General features: G+C 50.6%; 22 protein-coding genes and 1 other RNA gene. 7 read left to right on the top strand and 16 right to left on the bottom strand.

Features of this window, described 5'->3' with window-relative positions; translation table 11 throughout:
- The first annotated feature begins 2 nt into the window (after window positions 1-2).
- The 5 genes from rnpB to ACMHLI_RS17730 all read left to right on the top strand — a co-directional run bounded on the left by rnpB (window position 3) and on the right by ACMHLI_RS17730 (window position 4,093).
- Window positions 3-381: RNase P RNA component class A (rnpB, locus tag ACMHLI_RS17710), an RNA gene on the top strand.
- Window positions 382-660: 279 nt separating this feature from the next.
- Window positions 661-2,079 carry a tyrosine-type recombinase/integrase gene (locus ACMHLI_RS17715; protein ID WP_413530582.1) on the top strand — a complete coding sequence of 473 codons (1,419 nt, stop codon included), beginning with the start codon at window positions 661-663 and terminating at the stop codon, window positions 2,077-2,079.
- A gap of 578 nt (window positions 2,080-2,657) precedes the next feature.
- Window positions 2,658-3,164: a hypothetical protein gene (locus ACMHLI_RS17720; RefSeq protein WP_413530583.1), complete on the top strand. Its 507-nt coding sequence runs from the start codon at window positions 2,658-2,660 to the stop codon at window positions 3,162-3,164.
- Window positions 3,161-3,304, top strand: a complete 144-nt coding sequence (locus ACMHLI_RS17725) for a hypothetical protein (RefSeq protein WP_413530584.1) — start codon at window positions 3,161-3,163, stop codon at window positions 3,302-3,304. Before ACMHLI_RS17720 ends, ACMHLI_RS17725 begins: the two co-directional genes overlap by 4 nt.
- 126 nt (window positions 3,305-3,430) lie before the next feature.
- Window positions 3,431-4,093 carry an inovirus-type Gp2 protein gene (locus tag ACMHLI_RS17730; RefSeq protein WP_413530585.1) on the top strand — a complete coding sequence of 221 codons (663 nt, stop codon included), beginning with the start codon at window positions 3,431-3,433 and terminating at the stop codon, window positions 4,091-4,093.
- 216 nt (window positions 4,094-4,309) lie between these two features.
- Here the strand turns inward: ACMHLI_RS17730 and ACMHLI_RS17735 are convergent, their stop codons facing one another.
- The 4 genes from ACMHLI_RS17735 to ACMHLI_RS17750 all read right to left on the bottom strand — a co-directional run bounded on the left by ACMHLI_RS17735 (window position 4,310) and on the right by ACMHLI_RS17750 (window position 6,620).
- Window positions 4,310-4,942: a recombinase family protein gene (locus ACMHLI_RS17735; protein WP_413530586.1), complete on the bottom strand. Its 633-nt coding sequence runs from the start codon at window positions 4,940-4,942 to the stop codon at window positions 4,310-4,312.
- 347 nt (window positions 4,943-5,289) lie between these two features.
- Window positions 5,290-5,553 carry a hypothetical protein gene (locus ACMHLI_RS17740; RefSeq protein ID WP_413530587.1) on the bottom strand — a complete coding sequence of 88 codons (264 nt, stop codon included), beginning with the start codon at window positions 5,551-5,553 and terminating at the stop codon, window positions 5,290-5,292.
- Window positions 5,554-5,753: 200 nt separating this feature from the next.
- The gene (locus tag ACMHLI_RS17745) at window positions 5,754-6,368 is read right to left on the bottom strand and encodes a hypothetical protein (protein ID WP_413530588.1); all 615 of its coding nucleotides are present in this window, start codon (window positions 6,366-6,368) and stop codon (window positions 5,754-5,756) included.
- A 9-nt stretch (window positions 6,369-6,377) separates the two neighbouring features.
- On the bottom strand, window positions 6,378-6,620 hold the full coding sequence (locus ACMHLI_RS17750; RefSeq protein ID WP_413530589.1) for a hypothetical protein: 243 nt from the start codon (window positions 6,618-6,620) through the stop codon (window positions 6,378-6,380).
- Window positions 6,621-6,785: 165 nt separating this feature from the next.
- Between ACMHLI_RS17750 and ACMHLI_RS17755 the strand changes: the two genes are divergently transcribed.
- Window positions 6,786-6,995, top strand: a complete 210-nt coding sequence (locus tag ACMHLI_RS17755) for a hypothetical protein (RefSeq protein ID WP_413530637.1) — start codon at window positions 6,786-6,788, stop codon at window positions 6,993-6,995.
- Window positions 6,996-7,201: 206 nt separating this feature from the next.
- On the opposite strand, the gene ACMHLI_RS17760 is transcribed toward ACMHLI_RS17755, so the two are convergent.
- Complete coding sequence (locus ACMHLI_RS17760; RefSeq protein ID WP_413530590.1) at window positions 7,202-7,906, bottom strand: pirin family protein; 705 nt, start codon at window positions 7,904-7,906, stop codon at window positions 7,202-7,204.
- A gap of 110 nt (window positions 7,907-8,016) precedes the next feature.
- Here ACMHLI_RS17760 and ACMHLI_RS17765 point away from each other — a divergent pair, with 110 nt between their 5' ends.
- Window positions 8,017-8,922 (top strand): LysR family transcriptional regulator, encoded by a 906-nt coding sequence (locus tag ACMHLI_RS17765; RefSeq protein ID WP_413530591.1) that lies wholly within the window; start codon window positions 8,017-8,019, stop codon window positions 8,920-8,922.
- Window positions 8,923-8,988: 66 nt separating this feature from the next.
- Here ACMHLI_RS17765 and ACMHLI_RS17770 read toward each other — a convergent pair whose 3' ends face one another.
- The 11 genes from ACMHLI_RS17770 to ACMHLI_RS17820 all read right to left on the bottom strand — a co-directional run bounded on the left by ACMHLI_RS17770 (window position 8,989) and on the right by ACMHLI_RS17820 (window position 16,526).
- A complete protein-coding gene (locus ACMHLI_RS17770; protein WP_413530592.1) occupies window positions 8,989-9,972 on the bottom strand; it encodes a glutathione S-transferase family protein in 984 nt (327 codons plus the stop codon).
- 154 nt (window positions 9,973-10,126) lie between these two features.
- Window positions 10,127-10,519, bottom strand: coding sequence for a DoxX family protein (locus ACMHLI_RS17775; RefSeq protein ID WP_413530593.1), 393 nt, complete (start codon window positions 10,517-10,519; stop codon window positions 10,127-10,129).
- Between the two features lie 258 nt (window positions 10,520-10,777).
- Window positions 10,778-11,062, bottom strand: a complete 285-nt coding sequence (locus ACMHLI_RS17780) for a YqjK-like family protein (RefSeq protein WP_413530594.1) — start codon at window positions 11,060-11,062, stop codon at window positions 10,778-10,780.
- Window positions 11,059-11,466 carry a phage holin family protein gene (locus tag ACMHLI_RS17785; protein WP_112169259.1) on the bottom strand — a complete coding sequence of 136 codons (408 nt, stop codon included), beginning with the start codon at window positions 11,464-11,466 and terminating at the stop codon, window positions 11,059-11,061. Before ACMHLI_RS17785 ends, ACMHLI_RS17780 begins: the two co-directional genes overlap by 4 nt.
- 2 nt (window positions 11,467-11,468) lie before the next feature.
- A complete protein-coding gene (locus ACMHLI_RS17790) occupies window positions 11,469-11,771 on the bottom strand; it encodes a DUF883 family protein (protein WP_101074995.1) in 303 nt (100 codons plus the stop codon).
- Window positions 11,772-11,919: 148 nt separating this feature from the next.
- Window positions 11,920-12,297 (bottom strand): DUF1090 domain-containing protein, encoded by a 378-nt coding sequence (locus ACMHLI_RS17795; protein WP_413530595.1) that lies wholly within the window; start codon window positions 12,295-12,297, stop codon window positions 11,920-11,922.
- Window positions 12,298-12,452: 155 nt separating this feature from the next.
- Window positions 12,453-12,836 carry an EnvZ/OmpR regulon moderator MzrA gene (mzrA, locus tag ACMHLI_RS17800; protein ID WP_413530596.1) on the bottom strand — a complete coding sequence of 128 codons (384 nt, stop codon included), beginning with the start codon at window positions 12,834-12,836 and terminating at the stop codon, window positions 12,453-12,455.
- Window positions 12,836-13,516 carry a DedA family protein gene (locus ACMHLI_RS17805; RefSeq protein ID WP_413530597.1) on the bottom strand — a complete coding sequence of 227 codons (681 nt, stop codon included), beginning with the start codon at window positions 13,514-13,516 and terminating at the stop codon, window positions 12,836-12,838. The genes mzrA and ACMHLI_RS17805 overlap by 1 nt, the downstream gene beginning before the upstream one ends.
- A 385-nt stretch (window positions 13,517-13,901) precedes the next feature.
- Window positions 13,902-14,678, bottom strand: coding sequence for a transcriptional regulator ExuR (gene exuR / locus ACMHLI_RS17810; RefSeq protein WP_112169267.1), 777 nt, complete (start codon window positions 14,676-14,678; stop codon window positions 13,902-13,904).
- A 185-nt stretch (window positions 14,679-14,863) separates the two neighbouring features.
- Entirely contained in the window at window positions 14,864-16,156 is a 1,293-nt protein-coding gene (locus ACMHLI_RS17815; protein WP_413530598.1) for an MFS transporter, read from the bottom strand.
- Window positions 16,149-16,526, bottom strand: coding sequence for a hypothetical protein (locus ACMHLI_RS17820; protein ID WP_413530599.1), 378 nt, complete (start codon window positions 16,524-16,526; stop codon window positions 16,149-16,151). Before ACMHLI_RS17820 ends, ACMHLI_RS17815 begins: the two co-directional genes overlap by 8 nt.
- Between the last annotated feature and the right edge of the window lie 191 nt (window positions 16,527-16,717).

The raw sequence follows: 16,717 nt of genomic DNA on the forward strand, positions 1-16,717 counted from the left end.
GCGGAGTTGACCAGACAGTCGCCGCTTCGTTGCCGTCCCTTTCGGGGGAGACAGATGGAGGGGAGGAAAGTCCGGGCTCCATAGGGCAGGGTGCCAGGTAACGCCTGGGAAGCGCGAGCTTACGACAAGTGCAACAGAGAGCAAACCGCCGATGGCCCACGCAAGTGGGATCAGGTAAGGGTGAAAGGGTGCGGTAAGAGCGCACCGCGCGGCTGGCAACAGTTCGTGGCATGGTAAACTCCACCCGGAGCAAGGCCAAATAGGGGTTCACATGGTACGGCCCGTACTGAACCCGGGTAGGCTGCTTGAGCCAGTGAGCGATTGCTGGCCTAGACGAATGACTGTCCACGACAGAACCCGGCTTAACGGTCAACTCCAACTTCTATATAAAACAATACGTTGATGTATCTCAGGTGCCCAGAAGCAAAAATGGGATACATAATGGGATACATCAACGGTTGTAACATCCCCCACACACTCCGCCGTAACAACATTTACTACGTTTATTTTCGCCTCCCTGATAACCATTTTTTTCGCTGTTCGATAGGAACCGATAGCCCTCGTCGCTGTAGCCTTATTATTTCCCGCCTTATGCCGTACATATCGCTGTTTAGACTTGGTAAGATAGGGCGTGAACAATTTCTCAAGGTTCTTAGAACAATGAAAAAGCTAACCTCTCAAGATATTGATTTGTTTGTTGCAAATATGAATGCTGAAATCTTGGACTATGTTGAGGCTATACCGGCTGATGCACGTCTTGAGGTGCTGGAAGGGGAAACGACGCCGACACCAGTTCCGATGAAACAGGGCTCCGCTTCATTCTTCAAGAACTACTATGAGGATGCTTTCTTTAACGGCGGCGAGTCCGCGACGGAAACCTACTTCAATAAAGTCTTGGCGACGGTCTTTGACATCTCCGGTATGGAGAAAGCGATCGCGGACGCCGCGTCAAAATACAGCGTCCTTCTCCATCAATCTCAGGAAGCTCAACTCGCTTTTCTCGATAGGGATATCTCCGGCTATCGACAGATTCTCAGCGCCATGAAACCAGTTGCCGCGCTTGTTACGCCAGCCGCTTCCGCCCCAGCGTACAGTGAACCAGAAACGCCCGCATTGACGTTAGCGCAAGCGGTAGAGGGATTCTTGAAGTTTAAATCTGACTGGAAACCCAAGATTCGTCAGAACAACGGAAAATATCTGGAAATCATTAAAGAAGTGCTGGGGGCTGATACGTCAGTAACGAAGATTACGCGGCGTGATATCAAAAACCTTCTTGAAGTCGTGGAAGGGCTACCACTACAAAACAAGACCGCCTATAAGGGGAAAACCGCGAGAGAGCTTATCGAGCTTGATGATATCCCCGAGGATGATCTGATCTCATCCAAAACAGTTAAAGATTATCTGAAACTTTGTCAGGGGCTGTTTTCTACTTACCTAACCGGTTATCAGGACGTACTTCCCGCTTCACCGACTAACAATGTTCGTTATGAGGCGAACAGCACCCGTTATGGCGACTATAGCCTGACGGAAATGAGTAGGTTGGTGACGCATTTTATGACGTTAGATGGCTGGAAAAAGTGGTCGTTACTTCTGCTGGCCTACACCGGCGCACGTCGGAGTGAGATTATTTCTTTGACGGTTGGGGATGTTCGGTTAGATGAAGATTCAAATCGCCATTACATAATGATTGGGCAAAGCAAAACCGATGCCGGAATCCGGCGAGTGCCTTTGTCCGAGCATATTTTGGATATGGGATTTCTGGCCTTTCTGGAAGACCGGGGGAAGGAGGAAAAAATCTTCCCCGAAATCACCTACGCTAACCAACTGTCCAAAGTTTTTCATGGCATCCGTGATGATTTGGAAATTCCGTACCTGAACGATTTTAAAGAGCGCCGGGTGATCCATTCTCTGAGGCATACATTCATTACAGCAGCCAGTAAAAAGCATATTACGCAGCTCGTTCAGCGATTCGTCGGTCATGAACTATCAAACATAGGACAGACGCAAAATTATACTCACCTGAACAGCTTTACCGTGACTGACCTGCTTCCTATCGCCGACTCCATCAACTGGCAATAAATGCGAGTGTTTTAATGCACAAAAACAACATTAATGCAAATGAAAAAATTCTCATTTTGTGCCTTTTGTGATAAAATCATTGTGGGCCAATAAATTAGACAAAATAGAGGACACCTTGAATGTAACATCACCGCCAGCCGCTTTCGCACCTCCAACTGACGCCGAACGTCTTAAGCTGGCAACAGTTTTAAATTCCGTTGACCTACGTACAACGACCCTGCGAATTAACGTTCTCCACTATCTGAATATCGCAGATGTGCCGGTAACAGCAGAAGCAGTCAGCCGCTTCGTGGACCTTCCCCTTTCAACGGCATATAGAACTCTCACCGCGCTTGAGATTAACCGTCTGGCAGGCGTGACCTTCGAACGCGGACATGTAACGCGTTGGTTCCGGTTCCTCCCGGAGACACCACAACACTGTCCGGCATGTGGGCAGAGCTTCTATACAGAGTACGCATAAGCCGTACACACAAACACCGATGAGATGACCGCATATTACGGTTGCAAAAAATGACGCTCACCAGAGAGCGCCAGAGGCCTGCTATGGCCCTTACTCACCAATTCCAGAGGATTACACAATGACAAAGAAGACAGCACACAGCGCCGCTGAGGGCGATCTAAAGGCATTCCTGAGCGAGGCCGCCGAAAGATTCCAACCTGACGCCAACGTACTGGCAGCGCGGATTGATACCGCCGTCAAACGGCATACAGCTACCAGCACCACACAGCGTTTAAATGCTCCCGCTCCGCTGGCTATCCAACAACTCCAAGAGAGGATTCTGGAAGGGTGGCGATATGACATCGGAATCCCTCAGTCGGTCTATCTCGCTGGTAGCTCGGGGAATATGGCAATCACGCTGCGCAAACCAGAATCACTGGTGAAGCAGGAGATTGCCGACCTGAAAAGACAGGTTGAGGATGCATATCACGACGAGCTGGCAAACGCGATGGAACTCGAAGTCGACAAACTGGTACAAGACGCAGCCAACGAGACACAGCGCCTTGCTGAGGAAGCCGCAGCCACAGAACAGGACGCTATGCGAAAGCTCCTCCGCGATATGCTCCTGACTGGAGCGACTGTATGAGCGAGACCAAAAGCGGGCCACCAGCGCCCGCATATATCGCCCCAGAAGCTCTGGAACGTGCAATAGCCGCAGCTCGTAAAATCAGGGAAGCCAACCCGGAAAAGTACAAATCCGTTCCAGCCTCACCGAAACTTTTCTGAGTGAAGAATCTGGCAATTTGTACGACTCCGCGCCAGCAGTGGCGCGGCATGGAGATTCTTTAAGAACGCAGTAACCGTACTGGTTCTTATTAATACCTGTAATACCCACCATCAACTGGAGGAACATTGAACCATGCAGTAACCAGCCATTACGACAATGGCAGATACCACCTTATTAACTCAGCTAACTACACCTTCGACGACAACACGTATCGCCTGAACTTCAAACCTGACAGCAAACGCCATGCGCCGATCCGTCAGGAGATAATCGACAGCTTCATTACCCAGCTCTGCGCGATGCAGTCCCATTACAGCAAAATATTCGCCTTCCGGTTCGACCTGTCAGTACCGGTAGGAATGTCCGTCTCAGAGAGTAACAAGCTAATCAGCGACCTGTTTACCCGGTTGCGTGGCAAGTTCACAGCCAAACGCTGGAATGGGCAGCCGATTAAGAAATTTGCATATGGCTGGGTTCGTGAACTGGAGAAGGCAAAACAGGTTCATTACCACTGCTGGATCGCCTTGCCCCGCTTTCAGGTCAGAGTTGCTGGATTCGGCAACGAGGGCGTATACGGGCTGATAAGCATGTTCTGGAGTGAACTGACAGCCCAAGCTGGTCGCGCCCACCTATGTGATGGCTCATACACCATCAACCGGGATGACCACTCATCGCTGGTGGAACTGGTTGAGCGTGTCTCCTACCTCGCTAAAGCGCGTGGAAAATATTCTACAGGGGACGGGCAGCGTATGTTTTCTGCATCAAAGTTGAAAATACTGACCGCTGCTTAACCGGGTTCGCCTCTAACGGGCAATCCATACGCACAAGAAAAATATCTGGGTCATTTCCCATGACAAATTTGTCTCCAGCAGGCGCACCAACGCCCACAGCGATCCACACGCCGCCGGTTTTCTCACATTAAACAGGCAATAAAAATCCCCGCACATGGCGAGGATCTCAATACGCCCGACCGTCTTAGGTCGGTGCTTTGGATTGTGGACGGCGGATTAGCCAGTGATAGCGGTATCTTTCAGACTCTTGCTCACTTTGGCAACCGTCGCACGGGAACAGTTCACCGTTTCCATGATATCACTGTACGACATACCCGCTTTCAGCAGTCTGGCGATCTTCTCGTTGCGCTGGGCGTCTTCCGGGCGACCTTTGTATTTGCCAGCCTCCTTCGCCTTGCTGATTCCTTGCTCCTGACGGCGTTTACGGTCGGTGTAGTCCTTACGTGCAATGGCGGCGAGCATATCCAACATCATCCCGTTCAATGCTTCCAGCATACGGTTAGTAAACTCATCGCCGGACTGGATTAGCTGGTGGCTGGTAGGTAAGTCTAACGCTACAATCCTGATCCCCTTGTTGCTGATGGTCTGCCGCAATACCTGCCAGTCGTCCGTCTTTAAGCGGCTCAGGCGGTCTACCTGCTCCACAAGCAATACGTCATCCTTCTGTGCGATATCCAGCAACCGGAACAACTCAGGGCGCTGCAAAGACGCTCCCGACTCGTTCTCTGTGAAATAGGTGGCGATGGTCATACCCTTAGAATGAGCGAACTCATCAAGCTGCTCTCTGGCGCGTGATGCGTTCTGCTCTTTAGTCGAGGCTCTGAGGTAGGCATAAACACGTGATGTCATGGCGGCGTCCCTTGTTAGTCTGTTTTTAGTGGTTCAATAATAACAGTCTATTAAGAGTGGTTCAATAAATGTTTTTCCCGGCCTGACTGGTTCAATAAACCAGTGCCTATTTAGGTATACTCAAAAGAGACTTATAGGATAATGAGAGCAGGCAAGATATTTGAGATTAATGGCGAATAGTCCGAACGCATCCACTAAGCAGGCTTGGCTGTGTTCCATGAATGCTGGTACAACCAGATATTTCCACTACCATTTCGCCATAAAGTCAGGCCATATGTATATCTGTGTGAGGGGGGGGGAATTCCAAAAGATGAGCCTCACATGAGGCTCCATCCAACAAACAAAAATTATCCCATCCAACCCGCCTGCTTGGCTGCTTTCCGCATTGCCGGTTGTCCGCCATAGATAGCGGCAAATCCAGTCATATCATTATTGAGCATGAGACACATACGCCAAGTCAGACTTGCTGCGGTGGCATTAGCTCTTGTGATGTCATACGTCTCTTCATAGATAGAAAGAAAGGTAAACGCACGACAAGATTGAAACGTGATATAACGGCCAATCCAAACAAATGCACCGACTGCAATAGCAATACCGATGATAATTTCCATACCAGATACACCAAGTTAGCCCGAAAAACGTAACGACAGGCCTCTTCTACAGAAGGCTCTGCCCCATCACTGTCACTACCGATTTGAACTCTTATCCACATCGCCAAAGTAAAACATTGGCACTGACAACACCTGACGAGCATCACTAAAACAAATCTGCAAATCAAGGGTTACATATCAGTTATTTCTGAGAAAAATATTTAGCGGAAGTCCTTCATTGTGTATCTGTACGCGCTATCATCGGAATTGGCGTACAACTCGGTGATGGTCAGTGAGGCATCATTGATGGCAAACTCGACATTGAAATCAACATTCCCCTTTCCGTTCCAGCGGTTGGTACTTTGCCCTGATTCAGTCCAGATCACATTGTTGCCAGATAATTTGCAATCGATTGAATATTGATTGCCGTCAGACGGACGGCGATAAGAAATTTTATACACGCCAGCCGTATTCGCTTTTGCAGCTTTGAGTGTACCCATATCGCGCCCCATCATTCCAGCAATCGCAGCTTTACAAACCTGAGCAGTGGAAAACGGTCGAGTTTCCGCAGAAGGCAAATCTACCGGAGCGGCAACTTTCATTTTTGTCATGCCAGAAGGTGCAAACGTGCTCTCAGAGTTTCCTGCTGAAACCACATCCTTTGCTGGCTCTGGTTTGTCATCAGTAAACACGACCCACCCGGCCCAGCCTATTACTGCCAGTAGAAAGATTCCTTTGAACGGTGAAATATAAGGTTTTTTTATTCCACAGGACGTGCACACCTTCGCGCTGCTCGAAATACTATGCCCACATTCACGGCATTTTTTCATTGCCATATCCGGGCCTCAATCATTGACTTCAACAATCCAGCGACCACCATGATCCTTGATAGTGTACTCGTAAACATCGTCACAAAAGACGGTGAACGAATTGCTGAATTGAGCAGGATAGACTCCCTTAACCCTGTTGCACTTATAACCAGCCCCCTGGATCAGCGCTTTAGCCTCAGCTTTCATTTCAGGGGAACCATCGTCCGCGTATGCATTACCCACCAACAACCCCAGCACAACCAGAAGTATCGTTTTCAAAATCAGCTCCTTGAACAGAATGACACCGTGAAAAATCAAAATTCATCTTAACCACTATAATAAATTAATTAGATCTTAAAGATCAGTCTTATCGATCGATTAAGATGATAAATTACATGTATGAATCGTGAACAGCACAGAGTGACTCAAAAGGAGCAGGTCGAAATGAAGGGTTTTTCTTTGATTTTTTACGGTTTATTGATGTCATTCAACGTCGCCGCAGGGCAGATCACTATGAATGCACCGGAGCAATCAACCACGGCGAGTGGACAAACGTTGTGTGTCTATAGCAATTCTATCTACACGTTTACGTACGTCACGAAGTCAAAGCATTGCCCGTACAGTAAGACGTTCGACACTGAGGATGCTGATTAAATCAGGTACGGTTAGTAAGTGTGAAGGCAGACTTTATCCGGGATACAAAGTGCGATACATTAAGTGATACACGACTAACACAGCGCCAGAGCACACGTGATGTACTGTTAGTTGAAGGTGACTTAACGGTCAACTCCCTCGTCAAAAGAAAGCCCGCGCAGATAACTCTGTGCGGGCTTTCGCCTTTCTGTGATTCGCAAAATATTTTAGACCGGCAAATCGATCAGCAATGCCCGCAGCGGCGTGCTGGCGGAGACGGTCAGGCTATTTTCCTGATGAATGAACGCGCCATCGCCGCAGGTCAGTTTTTGGGATTCGCGGCTGGCTGAGCCCTGCGCATCCACCTGTCCATGAATTGACTGTAAATACGCACGAGGCCCGCGGATTGGAATCGAAATATGTTCGCCCGCGGCTAAATCCAGATGATGGATCCACACGCTTTGCCGCAGTTGCAGGCTGCCCGCTTCGCCATCCGGAGAAGCCAGCAGGAAACTTTTCGTATTTGGCAGCGCCATTTTTTGCGTCACCGGATTTTCATGCTCCGGGCAGGCATCGAGCCACAGCTGCATCCGCGTCAGCGGTTGTTTATCGCTGGTGTTCAACTCGCTGTAGCTGACGTTGGCCTGGGTCGATAACAACGCCGCTTCTCCCGCTTTTACGCGCACGCTGTGCCCTTCACTGTCGCGGTACTCGGCTTCTCCCTGCAATACCAGATTCAACACATCCACACGCGGATAGGTTCGCGGCTGAAAACTGGCACCTGGCGCCAGCACTTCCTGATTCAGCACGCGCAGTGAGGCGTAGCCCATCAATTTAGGATCGAAGTAGTGGCCAAAGGAAAACGTGTAGCGGGCTTGCAGCCAGCCAAAGTCAGCGGTGCCGCACTCTTTTGCCGTTCTGCTGGTAATCATGGCGGTCGCCTCAGTTAAAAATTTCAATGGATAAATGGTAAGCGTCTGGACGTGTGATTGTTAGCCAGTTAATCTGGTCGCTATATTCAAATTTCCTGAAAGAGAAAAGAATGGCTAAGGATCGCGCACTCACACTGGAAGCTTTAAGGGTCATGGACGCCATAGACCGGCGGGGCAGTTTTGCCGCCGCTGCCGATGAGCTGGGCCGCGTCCCGTCAGCCCTGAGCTACACCATGCAAAAGCTGGAAGAGGAGCTGGACGTAGTGCTGTTTGACCGTTCAGGTCATCGGACAAAATTCACCAATGTGGGCCGTATGCTGCTCGAACGTGGCCGCGTACTGCTGGAAGCGGCGGATAAACTGACCGTCGATGCCGAAGCGCTGGCGCGTGGCTGGGAAACGCAGATCACCATCGTCTGTGAAGCGCTGTCACCGGCGACTAAACTCTTTCCGCTGGTTGAAAAACTGGCGCTGAAAGCCAATACGCAGGTGTCGCTAATCACCGAAGTCCTGGCCGGTGCCTGGGAACGTCTTGAGCAGGGCCGCGCTGACATCGTCATCGCCCCCGATATGCACTTCCGCTCATCGACAGAAATCAACAGCCGTAAGCTGTATAAGCTGGTCAGCGTGTACGTGGCCGCACCGGATCATCCCATCCATCTGGAAGCGGAACCGCTTTCAGACGTCAGTCGCGTAAAATATCGCGGGATTGCCGTGGCCGATACCGCCCGCGAGCGCCCGGTGCTGACCGTGCAGCTGCTGGACAAACAACAACGTCTGACGGTAAGTACGCTGGAAGAAAAACGTCAGGCCCTGCTGGCAGGCTTAGGTGTGGCGACGATGCCGTATCCGATGGTGGAAAAAGACATCGCCGAAGGGCGTTTGCGGGTGGTGAGTGCGGAATACAATCACGAAACCGACATCATTATGGCGTGGCGTCGCGACAGCATGGGCGAGGCCAAAGCCTGGTTCCTGCGTGAAATCGTTAAACTGCTGGGCACGCGCGAAGCGAAGTGATTTTGTCTTCGCTCATTACTCCCATACTTTTCCAGCCTTCCCCCTTGTGAAAGGGGAAGGAGCAGGTCAGAAGCGGTTCTCGCGACCATGATCCGATTCTAAATCCTGCGCCGGGCCGGTGGATATAATGCCGTAAGGATTGATCGTCGCGTGGCTGCGGTAATAGTGGTTGCGGATATGCGCGAAGTCGGTGGTATCACGGATGCCCGGCATCTGATAAATATCGCGCAGAAAGCCGTAAAGATTTGGGTAATCGCTGATGCGGTGACGGTCGCATTTGAAATGCGTGACGTAAACCGGATCAAATCGCACCAGCGTAGTCCACAGGCGAAGATCGGCCTCGGTCAGCTGATTGCCGGTCAGATAACGGTGTTTACCCAGTAAATCCTCCGCGCGTTCCAGCGCAGTAAACACGCCATTCACCGCTTCATCGTAAGCATCCTGAGACGTTGCGAAACCGGCTTTATACACGCCGTTGTTGATCTGCGGATATACCCATTCATTAATCTCATCGATCGCCGGACGTAAAGACTGCGGATAATAATCGCCCGCTCGCGCACCAACGGCGTCAAACGCGCTGTTGAACATACGGATGATATCGGCGGATTCATTGCTGACGATGGTCTGCTGCTTTTTGTCCCACAGGATCGGCACCGTGACGCGTCCGGTGTAATCCTTCTGCGCGCGCAGATAGATTTCATAGGCAAAGTTCAGGTGATACAGATCGTCGCCCGTGGCGGCCGGGAAATCGGTCCCGAAGGTCCAGCCATTTTCCAGCATCAGCGGATGTACTACGGAAACCGGAATAATATCCTCAAGGCCTTTTAGCGTACGCATCAGCAAAGTCCGGTGCGCCCACGGGCAGGCGAGCGAAACATACAGATGATAGCGGTCGCGTTCTGCCGCAAAGCCGCCCACGCCATGTTCACCGGGAGCGCCGTCTGCAGTTACCCAGTTACGGAATTGCGATACGGAACGTTTGAAGTGTCCGCCGGTAGACTTGGTGTCGTACCAGGTGTCTTGCCAGATACCATCTACTAATTGTCCCATGGTCTTCTACCTTGTTTTCAGATGTTTTTTCAGAAATGAAAAAGGGCGAGGTGATAAATCACATCGCCCTGCAGGTCTTACATATTATCTAATTATTCAAGTATAGCCGGGTATTGCCGGCGCGATGTCCGGCGTTATCCCTGGTGTCGGACGATTACCAGTTTTTCTTGATCAAACGGTCGATGCTGAATGCACCAGGACCTGAAGCAAACAGGACGAAGAAACCACCGGCGATGGACAGGTTTTTCATGAACATCATCTGGTTAACGCCCTGAGCGAAATCAGTGTGGAAGATAAGCGCGGTCAGGATGGTGAAGACGGCGGTAATCAGCGCGGTGGTACGGGTCAGGAAACCGAAAAGAATTGCCAGGCCGCCGCCGAATTCCAGCAGGATGGTCAGTGGCAGGAAGAAGCTTGGCACGCCCATGGAAGTCATGTAACCGGCGGTTGCGGTGTAACCATTGATTTTGCCCCAGCCTGCAACGATAAACAGAATTGGCATCAGAATACGGGCAACCAGCAGGGCAGTGTCTTGTAACTTAGTCATCTAATTTCTCTCCGAACGTCATGTGCTCAAATTGAGCTTTAAATGTTACCGGCCCGGTCGGAAAATGTTTCCTGCCGTTACCGCATCAGTTGATGACGAGATAATAGGGGGAATGACGATGCTTTGTTAGCAAGTAAATCTGTCTGAAAGCTTCAAAAAAATTGAACGGGCTTAGGATTGTTATTCAAAAAGAAAAGGGCCAGATGAATGTTCATCCGGCCCTCAGATGTGAAAGCATTGACGTAAAGAGCAGAGCGCTTATTTCTGAGCGAAGGTCTTACGGAACAAACGTACCGTTCCCCAGATCCCGAAAGCGCGTCGTGACCAGCGGACAATCACGCTGGGATGGCGAATACCGTAGACGGCGACCAGACTGGAGCCAACCACCAGATATTTACGCATATCCACGAGTTTCACCCAGCCGCGGTCGATTTTTGCAGTAGCATCCAGCCAGTCAGCACCGGCATGAGATAACTCATTCCGCTGGCGCTGTATCTTGCGCAAAATTCTGACTTTCTCGATAGCGCGGTCCGAGGTGCTCATTGCTCGTCATCCTTCTCAAGCAGGGCGCGATCGACGTCAAGTTGCTTACGCGTGAGGCTAAGTAGCGTAGAACGCTTAGCTTTCGCCAGCGTCATTGCACCCAGAATCACCGCCAGCAGCAGCAGTACGCCGGTCGTAGTGCCCATGGCCATCAGGCGATAAGCCGGATCGATTGCCCAGAAGAGGACAACCAGCAGGCTCATCAGGCCGAAGGCAGTAAAGATCAGGGTAATACCGGCCATGAGCAGCAATTGGAAAATATTGGCCTTTTCCTCTTCCAGCTCAATTACGGCCAGTCTGACGCGCGTTTCGACAATGCCGACCACCACGGTGGCGACACGTTGAATGATGTCGAAAAGCCCTTTACCCGGTCCTTGTGGTGCAGGTTTTAACGGTTCAGCCATAATTATCGGCGAGCTAACAGAACGCCGATGACTACGCCGACCGCGGCACCAATACCGACGCCCGTCCAGGGTTTTTCATGTACATAATCGTCGGCTTTGCCGGCAATTTCTTTTGTCTGATAGGCAATTTTGTCACCCGTATCGCTCAGACGTGCGCGCGTGTCTTTGAGCAGGGATTCTGCTTTACCGCGCAGTTTATCGAGTTCAGCTTTCGGCTTATCGGTAGAAGTCTGGAGCACTTCTTCCAGGGTATCTGCCAATGACTTTAATTCAGCCCGCAGTTGTTCTGATGTATTACTCGCCATGTGTAAGTCACTCCATACGTTAACTGATTCGAACTTTTAACATAGCGGATATTCAGGTGATCGCAAATGCGAATAGTCTGTTTCAAAAAGCAAGATCCCCCAAAAATCCTCCGTGGCAGGGTGCAAAATCACCTCTGACGGAACGAAATCAGTGGCCCTGGGCCTCTTTCAATTCCGCTTGTGCTTCCTGCAACTTCTGCTGTTTTTTAACGATTTTATCGTGATCGCCTTTTGCCTGAGCTTCTTTCAGCTCCTGCTCGCGCTCGCTGACTTTTTCACGTTTCTCTTCAACACGTTTTTCATTCTCAGCTTTCAAGCCAGCGTCGGTACAATGCGCCTTATTTTCACGCAGCGCTTTCTCAAGACCATTAACGCGGTTCTGATTTTTGTGCGCGCGAGCTTCGTCGATTTGTTTTTGAATTTCGTGTTGTTTGGTCACGCAGCTTTCAGGCTGTGGTGCAGCAAAGCTGGTTGTGCTGAAGAATAAAGCAGGGGTGAGCAGCAGTGCAGATAAGGTCAGTTTCATCGTATAGCTTCCTTTTGATGTTTAAGTGAGTGTGGCACTTAATTCCTTGAACAGAGAACGTCAAACAATAGATTTTGTGTATAACTAGCTTATAAATAATATCACCGCCAAATGGGCGGTGATATCAGAAAATTTAACCAAAACAGCCAAAGTGCTTATCCAAACCTCAACCGGTCCCGGTTGAGCTTATCAAGCCACACCCTCGCATGGGGCGGCTCGCAGTTCTGAATGAGGAATCCTGGCGGCAGAATATCCTGCAAAACGCTTTGCGCCATCTGGCGCTGTTCAGAGGAATCGAGCTGAATAACCAGCCCGTCATTGAGTGGCGTAATGCTTTTGATATGGATCCCACGCTGGCTGAGCCCCTGATATACAAAAAAGCCGTCAGGTAGCGAAATACCTGCTTTAGCCGGGCGGATTTGAAGCGCATTGCCGTTGGCGGGTATCCGTGAAACAGCCAGCCCTATCATGGCGGCGGTGGCCAGCAGCATGATCATCACCGGCAAAAGAAAAGAACGTTTAAGAAACCTGCGGCTCATTATGCGCTTTTGCCTTTATTCTGGCGGTCGGCGTGCTTTTTACGCCACAGTACGACAATCGAACCGACCAGCCCGCCGATCAGCAACAGCACCGGTAATAACATCAGACAGTTCATCACCTGATCTTCATATTTGAGGAACAGCGGCGTTTTACCGAGGAAATAGCCCAGCGAGGTAAGGATCATGATCCACAGGAATCCGCTGACCCAGTTGAAGAACTGAAAGCGGCTGTTGCTAAGCCCTGATAAACCGGCGATGGTCGGCAACAGGGTGCGAACAAAGGCCAGAAAACGGCCCACCAGCAGGGCCGAAAGACCGTGTTTATGGAACAGCGCGTGGGCGCGTTCGTGATAATGAACAGGCAAGTGCCCGAGCCAGCTTTGGACTATTCGCGTATTTCCCAGCCATTTCCCCTGCACATAACTGAGCCAGCAACCCAGGCTGGCAGCGCTGGTCAGCAGGAAAATGGTGAGCGGGAAATTCATCGCGTCTTTGGCGATCAGCACACCGACCAAAATTAACAGGCTGTCGCCGGGCAAAAACGCCGCAGGTAGCAGGCCGTTTTCAAGAAAAATGATCATGAATAAAATCAGGTACAGCGCCCAGACCAGCGATGGGTCAGCCAGGGTTTTATAATCTTGTTGCCAGAGTGCATCGATGAGAGAACTGATAATTTCCATCTGTTTCTTAAAACTCCATCATGTTCAGTGAGTCAGCGAAATACATCAGCGGAGAAACTGTCTCGACGCTACCTGTAAGGCTGATATTGGTCGCCTCTTCCCTGGCGTGCGGTCTGGTTGCGAATCTTATGCGTTCCTACGCGTCGTTTTGCCGTGTTTCACCTGGCGCAAACGGGTAAGAAAAGTCGTCTAACTGTAACAAAATAACAATAGCTCAGACAGGTAAATATAGCGCGTCGGGGCCGATCATTTAAGCCTGAAGCACGTTATGGAAAAGGGTTTTACATTGACTGACACTACTCGACAGTGACTGACAGGGAAGGGAAGTTTCTTGCAGAGGCAGGAAAATGGCAGGTTGGGTGAATGAACCTGCCGTAATGCGGGTTTATTTATTATTTACCAGAGGCTGATCGAGATGAACCACCGGATTTTCTGAATACAGATAACGGTCTACATTGAACTCGAAATCATCACTGGTGGCGCGGAAAAGCATTTGTTTGGTGTTTTCCAGATGCTGCCACATTGCCAGTTTTGCCGCGTGCGGATCGCGGCGGATCAACGCTTTAAGGATCAGGTCATGATCTTCACACCAGCTTTCGATCGACTTTTCGTCGATATGTTCATGCAGCTTGCGCCAGTACGGGTTGTGCAGACGCTGGCTCCACATCTTTTCGACGATGGTGGCCAGCGCGCTGTTTTGCGTCGCCTGCGCCACCTGCACGTGAAATTTAAGATCCCATTCTGAATCACGGAACCGGTCTTCCTGCCGCGCATGCTCCTGAATTTCCATCAGGCGCATGATGTCCTGCTTGGTGACCTGCGTGGCGGCAAACTCCGCAATGTTACTTTCAATCAACTGGCGCGCCTGCAATAACTCAAACGGTCCCGCGGTGCCAAATTCACTGCCGCAATCCGGCACGACCAGATGGCGCTGCTGGTTGGACATCACATGAATGCCCGATCCTTTACGGACTTCCACATAACCTTCCACTTCCAGCATGATTATCGCTTCGCGTACCACGGTGCGGCTGACGTTCATTTCATCGGAAATCAGACGTTCGGCGGGAAGTTTCTCGCCAACCGGATAGACTCCGGTCTCAACGCGCTCCTTGAGCGTGGCAGCCAGTTGTTGATAAAGGCGTCTGGTGTCTGTGGATTCCATGTGAGTGCTCTTTAAAGTAGTGAACCTGCAACGAATGAGTCTGACAGATCCCGGGACCTGTTATACAAGTACCAGTATACGGTTTAAGAAGAGGGGATGCACCGTGCATTGGTCAGAAAGGCAGGGGGGATATCTCAGAAAAAGCAAAGCCCGGCAAAGGATCTTACCGGGCTGTAATCAGCGGATCAGGCTTTCGCGGTTTTTAGCGGAGCCGGTACCGGTTCAACGGCGGAACGGTTCTGCAATACTGTCCAGATGATGATTGCACCCAGCAAGTCGAAGACGGCGAGCGCCGCAAACAGCGGGCTGAAACCGATGGTATCGGCCAGCGCACCAACAACCAGTGCAAACAGGGTACTTGCTGTCCAGGCGGCCATCCCGGTCAGTCCGTTGGCTGTCGCCACTTCGTTACGACCAAACACATCAGAAGAGAGCGTAATCAGCGCGCCAGACAGTGACTGGTGAGCAAAGCCACCCACACACAATAAAGCGATAGCAGCGTAAGGGCTGGTGAACAGGCCGATCATGCCAGGGCCTATCATCAGGACTGCACCCATGGTCACGACCATTTTGCGGGAAACGATCAAGTTTACTTTAAAATGTTTCTGGAAGAACGGCGGCAGATAACCACCCAGGATACAACCGAGGTCAGCAAACAGCATCGGCATCCAGGCGAACATCGCGATTTCTTTCAGGTTGAAGCCATACACCTTGAACATAAACAATGGGATCCAGGCATTGAATGTGCCCCATGCCGGTTCAGCCAGAAAACGTGGCAGCGCGATACCCCAGAACTGACGGTTACGCAGGATCTCCCAGGCAGACATTTTCTTGCCGTTGGTGGTTTGGTGCTGTGCTTCCTGACCTTCCAGAATGTAATCGCGTTCTTCGTTACTGAGTTTTTTCTGGTCTTTCGGGTGTTTGTAGAGAACTAACCAGCTGATCGCCCAAAGCATGCTGAGCCCACCGGTGATGACGAACGCGAGCTGCCAGCTGTGCATGATGATGCACCAGACAACCAGCGGTGGCGCAATCATCCCGCCGATAGAAGAACCAACGTTAAAGTAACCGACGGCAATAGAACGTTCTTTTGCCGGGAACCATTCGCTGCTGGCTTTCAGGCCGGCTGGGATCATCGCGGCTTCTGCCATACCGACAGCACCACGCGCGATAGCGAGTCCACCCCAGCTGCTGGCCAGCGCGGTCGCCATACAGAAGATGGCCCACATGATGGCAAACATGGCGTAACCGACTTTGGTGCCCATCACGTCGAGAACATAACCGGCTACCGGCTGCATCAGGGTATAGCAGGCAGAATAGGCGGCGATAATATAAGAATATTGTTGTGTACTGATGTTGAGCTGACTCATCAGTGTCGGTGCTGCAGCGGCTATGGCGTTACGTGTTAAATAACCCAGTACAGTCCCGACTGTGACCAGCCCGATCATGTACCAGCGTAACCCTTTGATCTTACCCATTTAACTCACTCCCAGTAAATAATCCGGCAATGACGGCTGAGGCTGTCATCGCACATTTCGCGCCATCTGACTCAGCATGGGCTTCTGGCTTTTCCTTAAAGTGTTTTCCGGGAACATCGCCGCCAGAGGATTTCGCTGGGGGAGCTGCCCGATGACTCACGCACTGCTTTATTCTTATCTGTGCGTAAGGATCCGATGAACTTCCTGCACACCAGAACAACTGCTTCACCTTCCGGCTGACTGCACCTGAGAAGTGTTGTCCGGCAACAGCGAAAGGACGTGGCAGGTAATCTCTGACGCTCTTGTCCGGACGCAGCAAAGATAACTTGTCATACAGATTTAAAATTTGAATGACATCACAAAACCACATTTAAACTGTGTGCTTACTTAACTTTTTTAACTTCACGGTTATTTACTTGATTTTACAGAGTTAATGGTTTTTTTGTCGACATGCGTCACACTTTTCACTGGTTACGTAACAACCAGCACCTGAAAAATCAAACGAAAGTGGTGTAACAACTTTACGATTTGTTCACAATCGAGGAAAAGAGAGTTAAAACG

Source organism: Rahnella inusitata, from assembly GCF_965118895.1.
Lineage (GTDB): Bacteria > Pseudomonadota > Gammaproteobacteria > Enterobacterales > Enterobacteriaceae > Rahnella > Rahnella inusitata_A.

Bases quoted from the DNA above. Each gene is read 5' to 3' on its own strand.
- ACMHLI_RS17715 (WP_413530582.1), top strand. From the start codon at position 661: ATGAAAAAGCTAACCTCTCAAGATATTGATTTGTTTGTTGCAAATATG.
- ACMHLI_RS17720 (WP_413530583.1), top strand. From the start codon at position 2,658: ATGACAAAGAAGACAGCACACAGCGCCGCTGAGGGCGATCTAAAGGCA.
- ACMHLI_RS17725 (WP_413530584.1), top strand. From the start codon at position 3,161: ATGAGCGAGACCAAAAGCGGGCCACCAGCGCCCGCATATATCGCCCCA.
- ACMHLI_RS17735 (WP_413530586.1), bottom strand. From the start codon at position 4,942: ATGACATCACGTGTTTATGCCTACCTCAGAGCCTCGACTAAAGAGCAG.
- ACMHLI_RS17740 (WP_413530587.1), bottom strand. From the start codon at position 5,553: ATGGAAATTATCATCGGTATTGCTATTGCAGTCGGTGCATTTGTTTGG.
- ACMHLI_RS17745 (WP_413530588.1), bottom strand. From the start codon at position 6,368: ATGGCAATGAAAAAATGCCGTGAATGTGGGCATAGTATTTCGAGCAGC.
- ACMHLI_RS17755 (WP_413530637.1), top strand. From the start codon at position 6,786: ATGAAGGGTTTTTCTTTGATTTTTTACGGTTTATTGATGTCATTCAAC.
- ACMHLI_RS17760 (WP_413530590.1), bottom strand. From the start codon at position 7,906: ATGATTACCAGCAGAACGGCAAAAGAGTGCGGCACCGCTGACTTTGGC.
- ACMHLI_RS17765 (WP_413530591.1), top strand. From the start codon at position 8,017: ATGGCTAAGGATCGCGCACTCACACTGGAAGCTTTAAGGGTCATGGAC.
- ACMHLI_RS17770 (WP_413530592.1), bottom strand. From the start codon at position 9,972: ATGGGACAATTAGTAGATGGTATCTGGCAAGACACCTGGTACGACACC.
- ACMHLI_RS17775 (WP_413530593.1), bottom strand. From the start codon at position 10,519: ATGACTAAGTTACAAGACACTGCCCTGCTGGTTGCCCGTATTCTGATG.
- ACMHLI_RS17780 (WP_413530594.1), bottom strand. From the start codon at position 11,062: ATGAGCACCTCGGACCGCGCTATCGAGAAAGTCAGAATTTTGCGCAAG.
- ACMHLI_RS17785 (WP_112169259.1), bottom strand. From the start codon at position 11,466: ATGGCTGAACCGTTAAAACCTGCACCACAAGGACCGGGTAAAGGGCTT.
- ACMHLI_RS17790 (WP_101074995.1), bottom strand. From the start codon at position 11,771: ATGGCGAGTAATACATCAGAACAACTGCGGGCTGAATTAAAGTCATTG.
- ACMHLI_RS17795 (WP_413530595.1), bottom strand. From the start codon at position 12,297: ATGAAACTGACCTTATCTGCACTGCTGCTCACCCCTGCTTTATTCTTC.
- mzrA (WP_413530596.1), bottom strand. From the start codon at position 12,836: ATGAGCCGCAGGTTTCTTAAACGTTCTTTTCTTTTGCCGGTGATGATC.
- ACMHLI_RS17805 (WP_413530597.1), bottom strand. From the start codon at position 13,516: ATGGAAATTATCAGTTCTCTCATCGATGCACTCTGGCAACAAGATTAT.
- exuR (WP_112169267.1), bottom strand. From the start codon at position 14,678: ATGGAATCCACAGACACCAGACGCCTTTATCAACAACTGGCTGCCACG.
- ACMHLI_RS17815 (WP_413530598.1), bottom strand. From the start codon at position 16,156: ATGGGTAAGATCAAAGGGTTACGCTGGTACATGATCGGGCTGGTCACA.
- ACMHLI_RS17820 (WP_413530599.1), bottom strand. From the start codon at position 16,526: ATGTGGTTTTGTGATGTCATTCAAATTTTAAATCTGTATGACAAGTTA.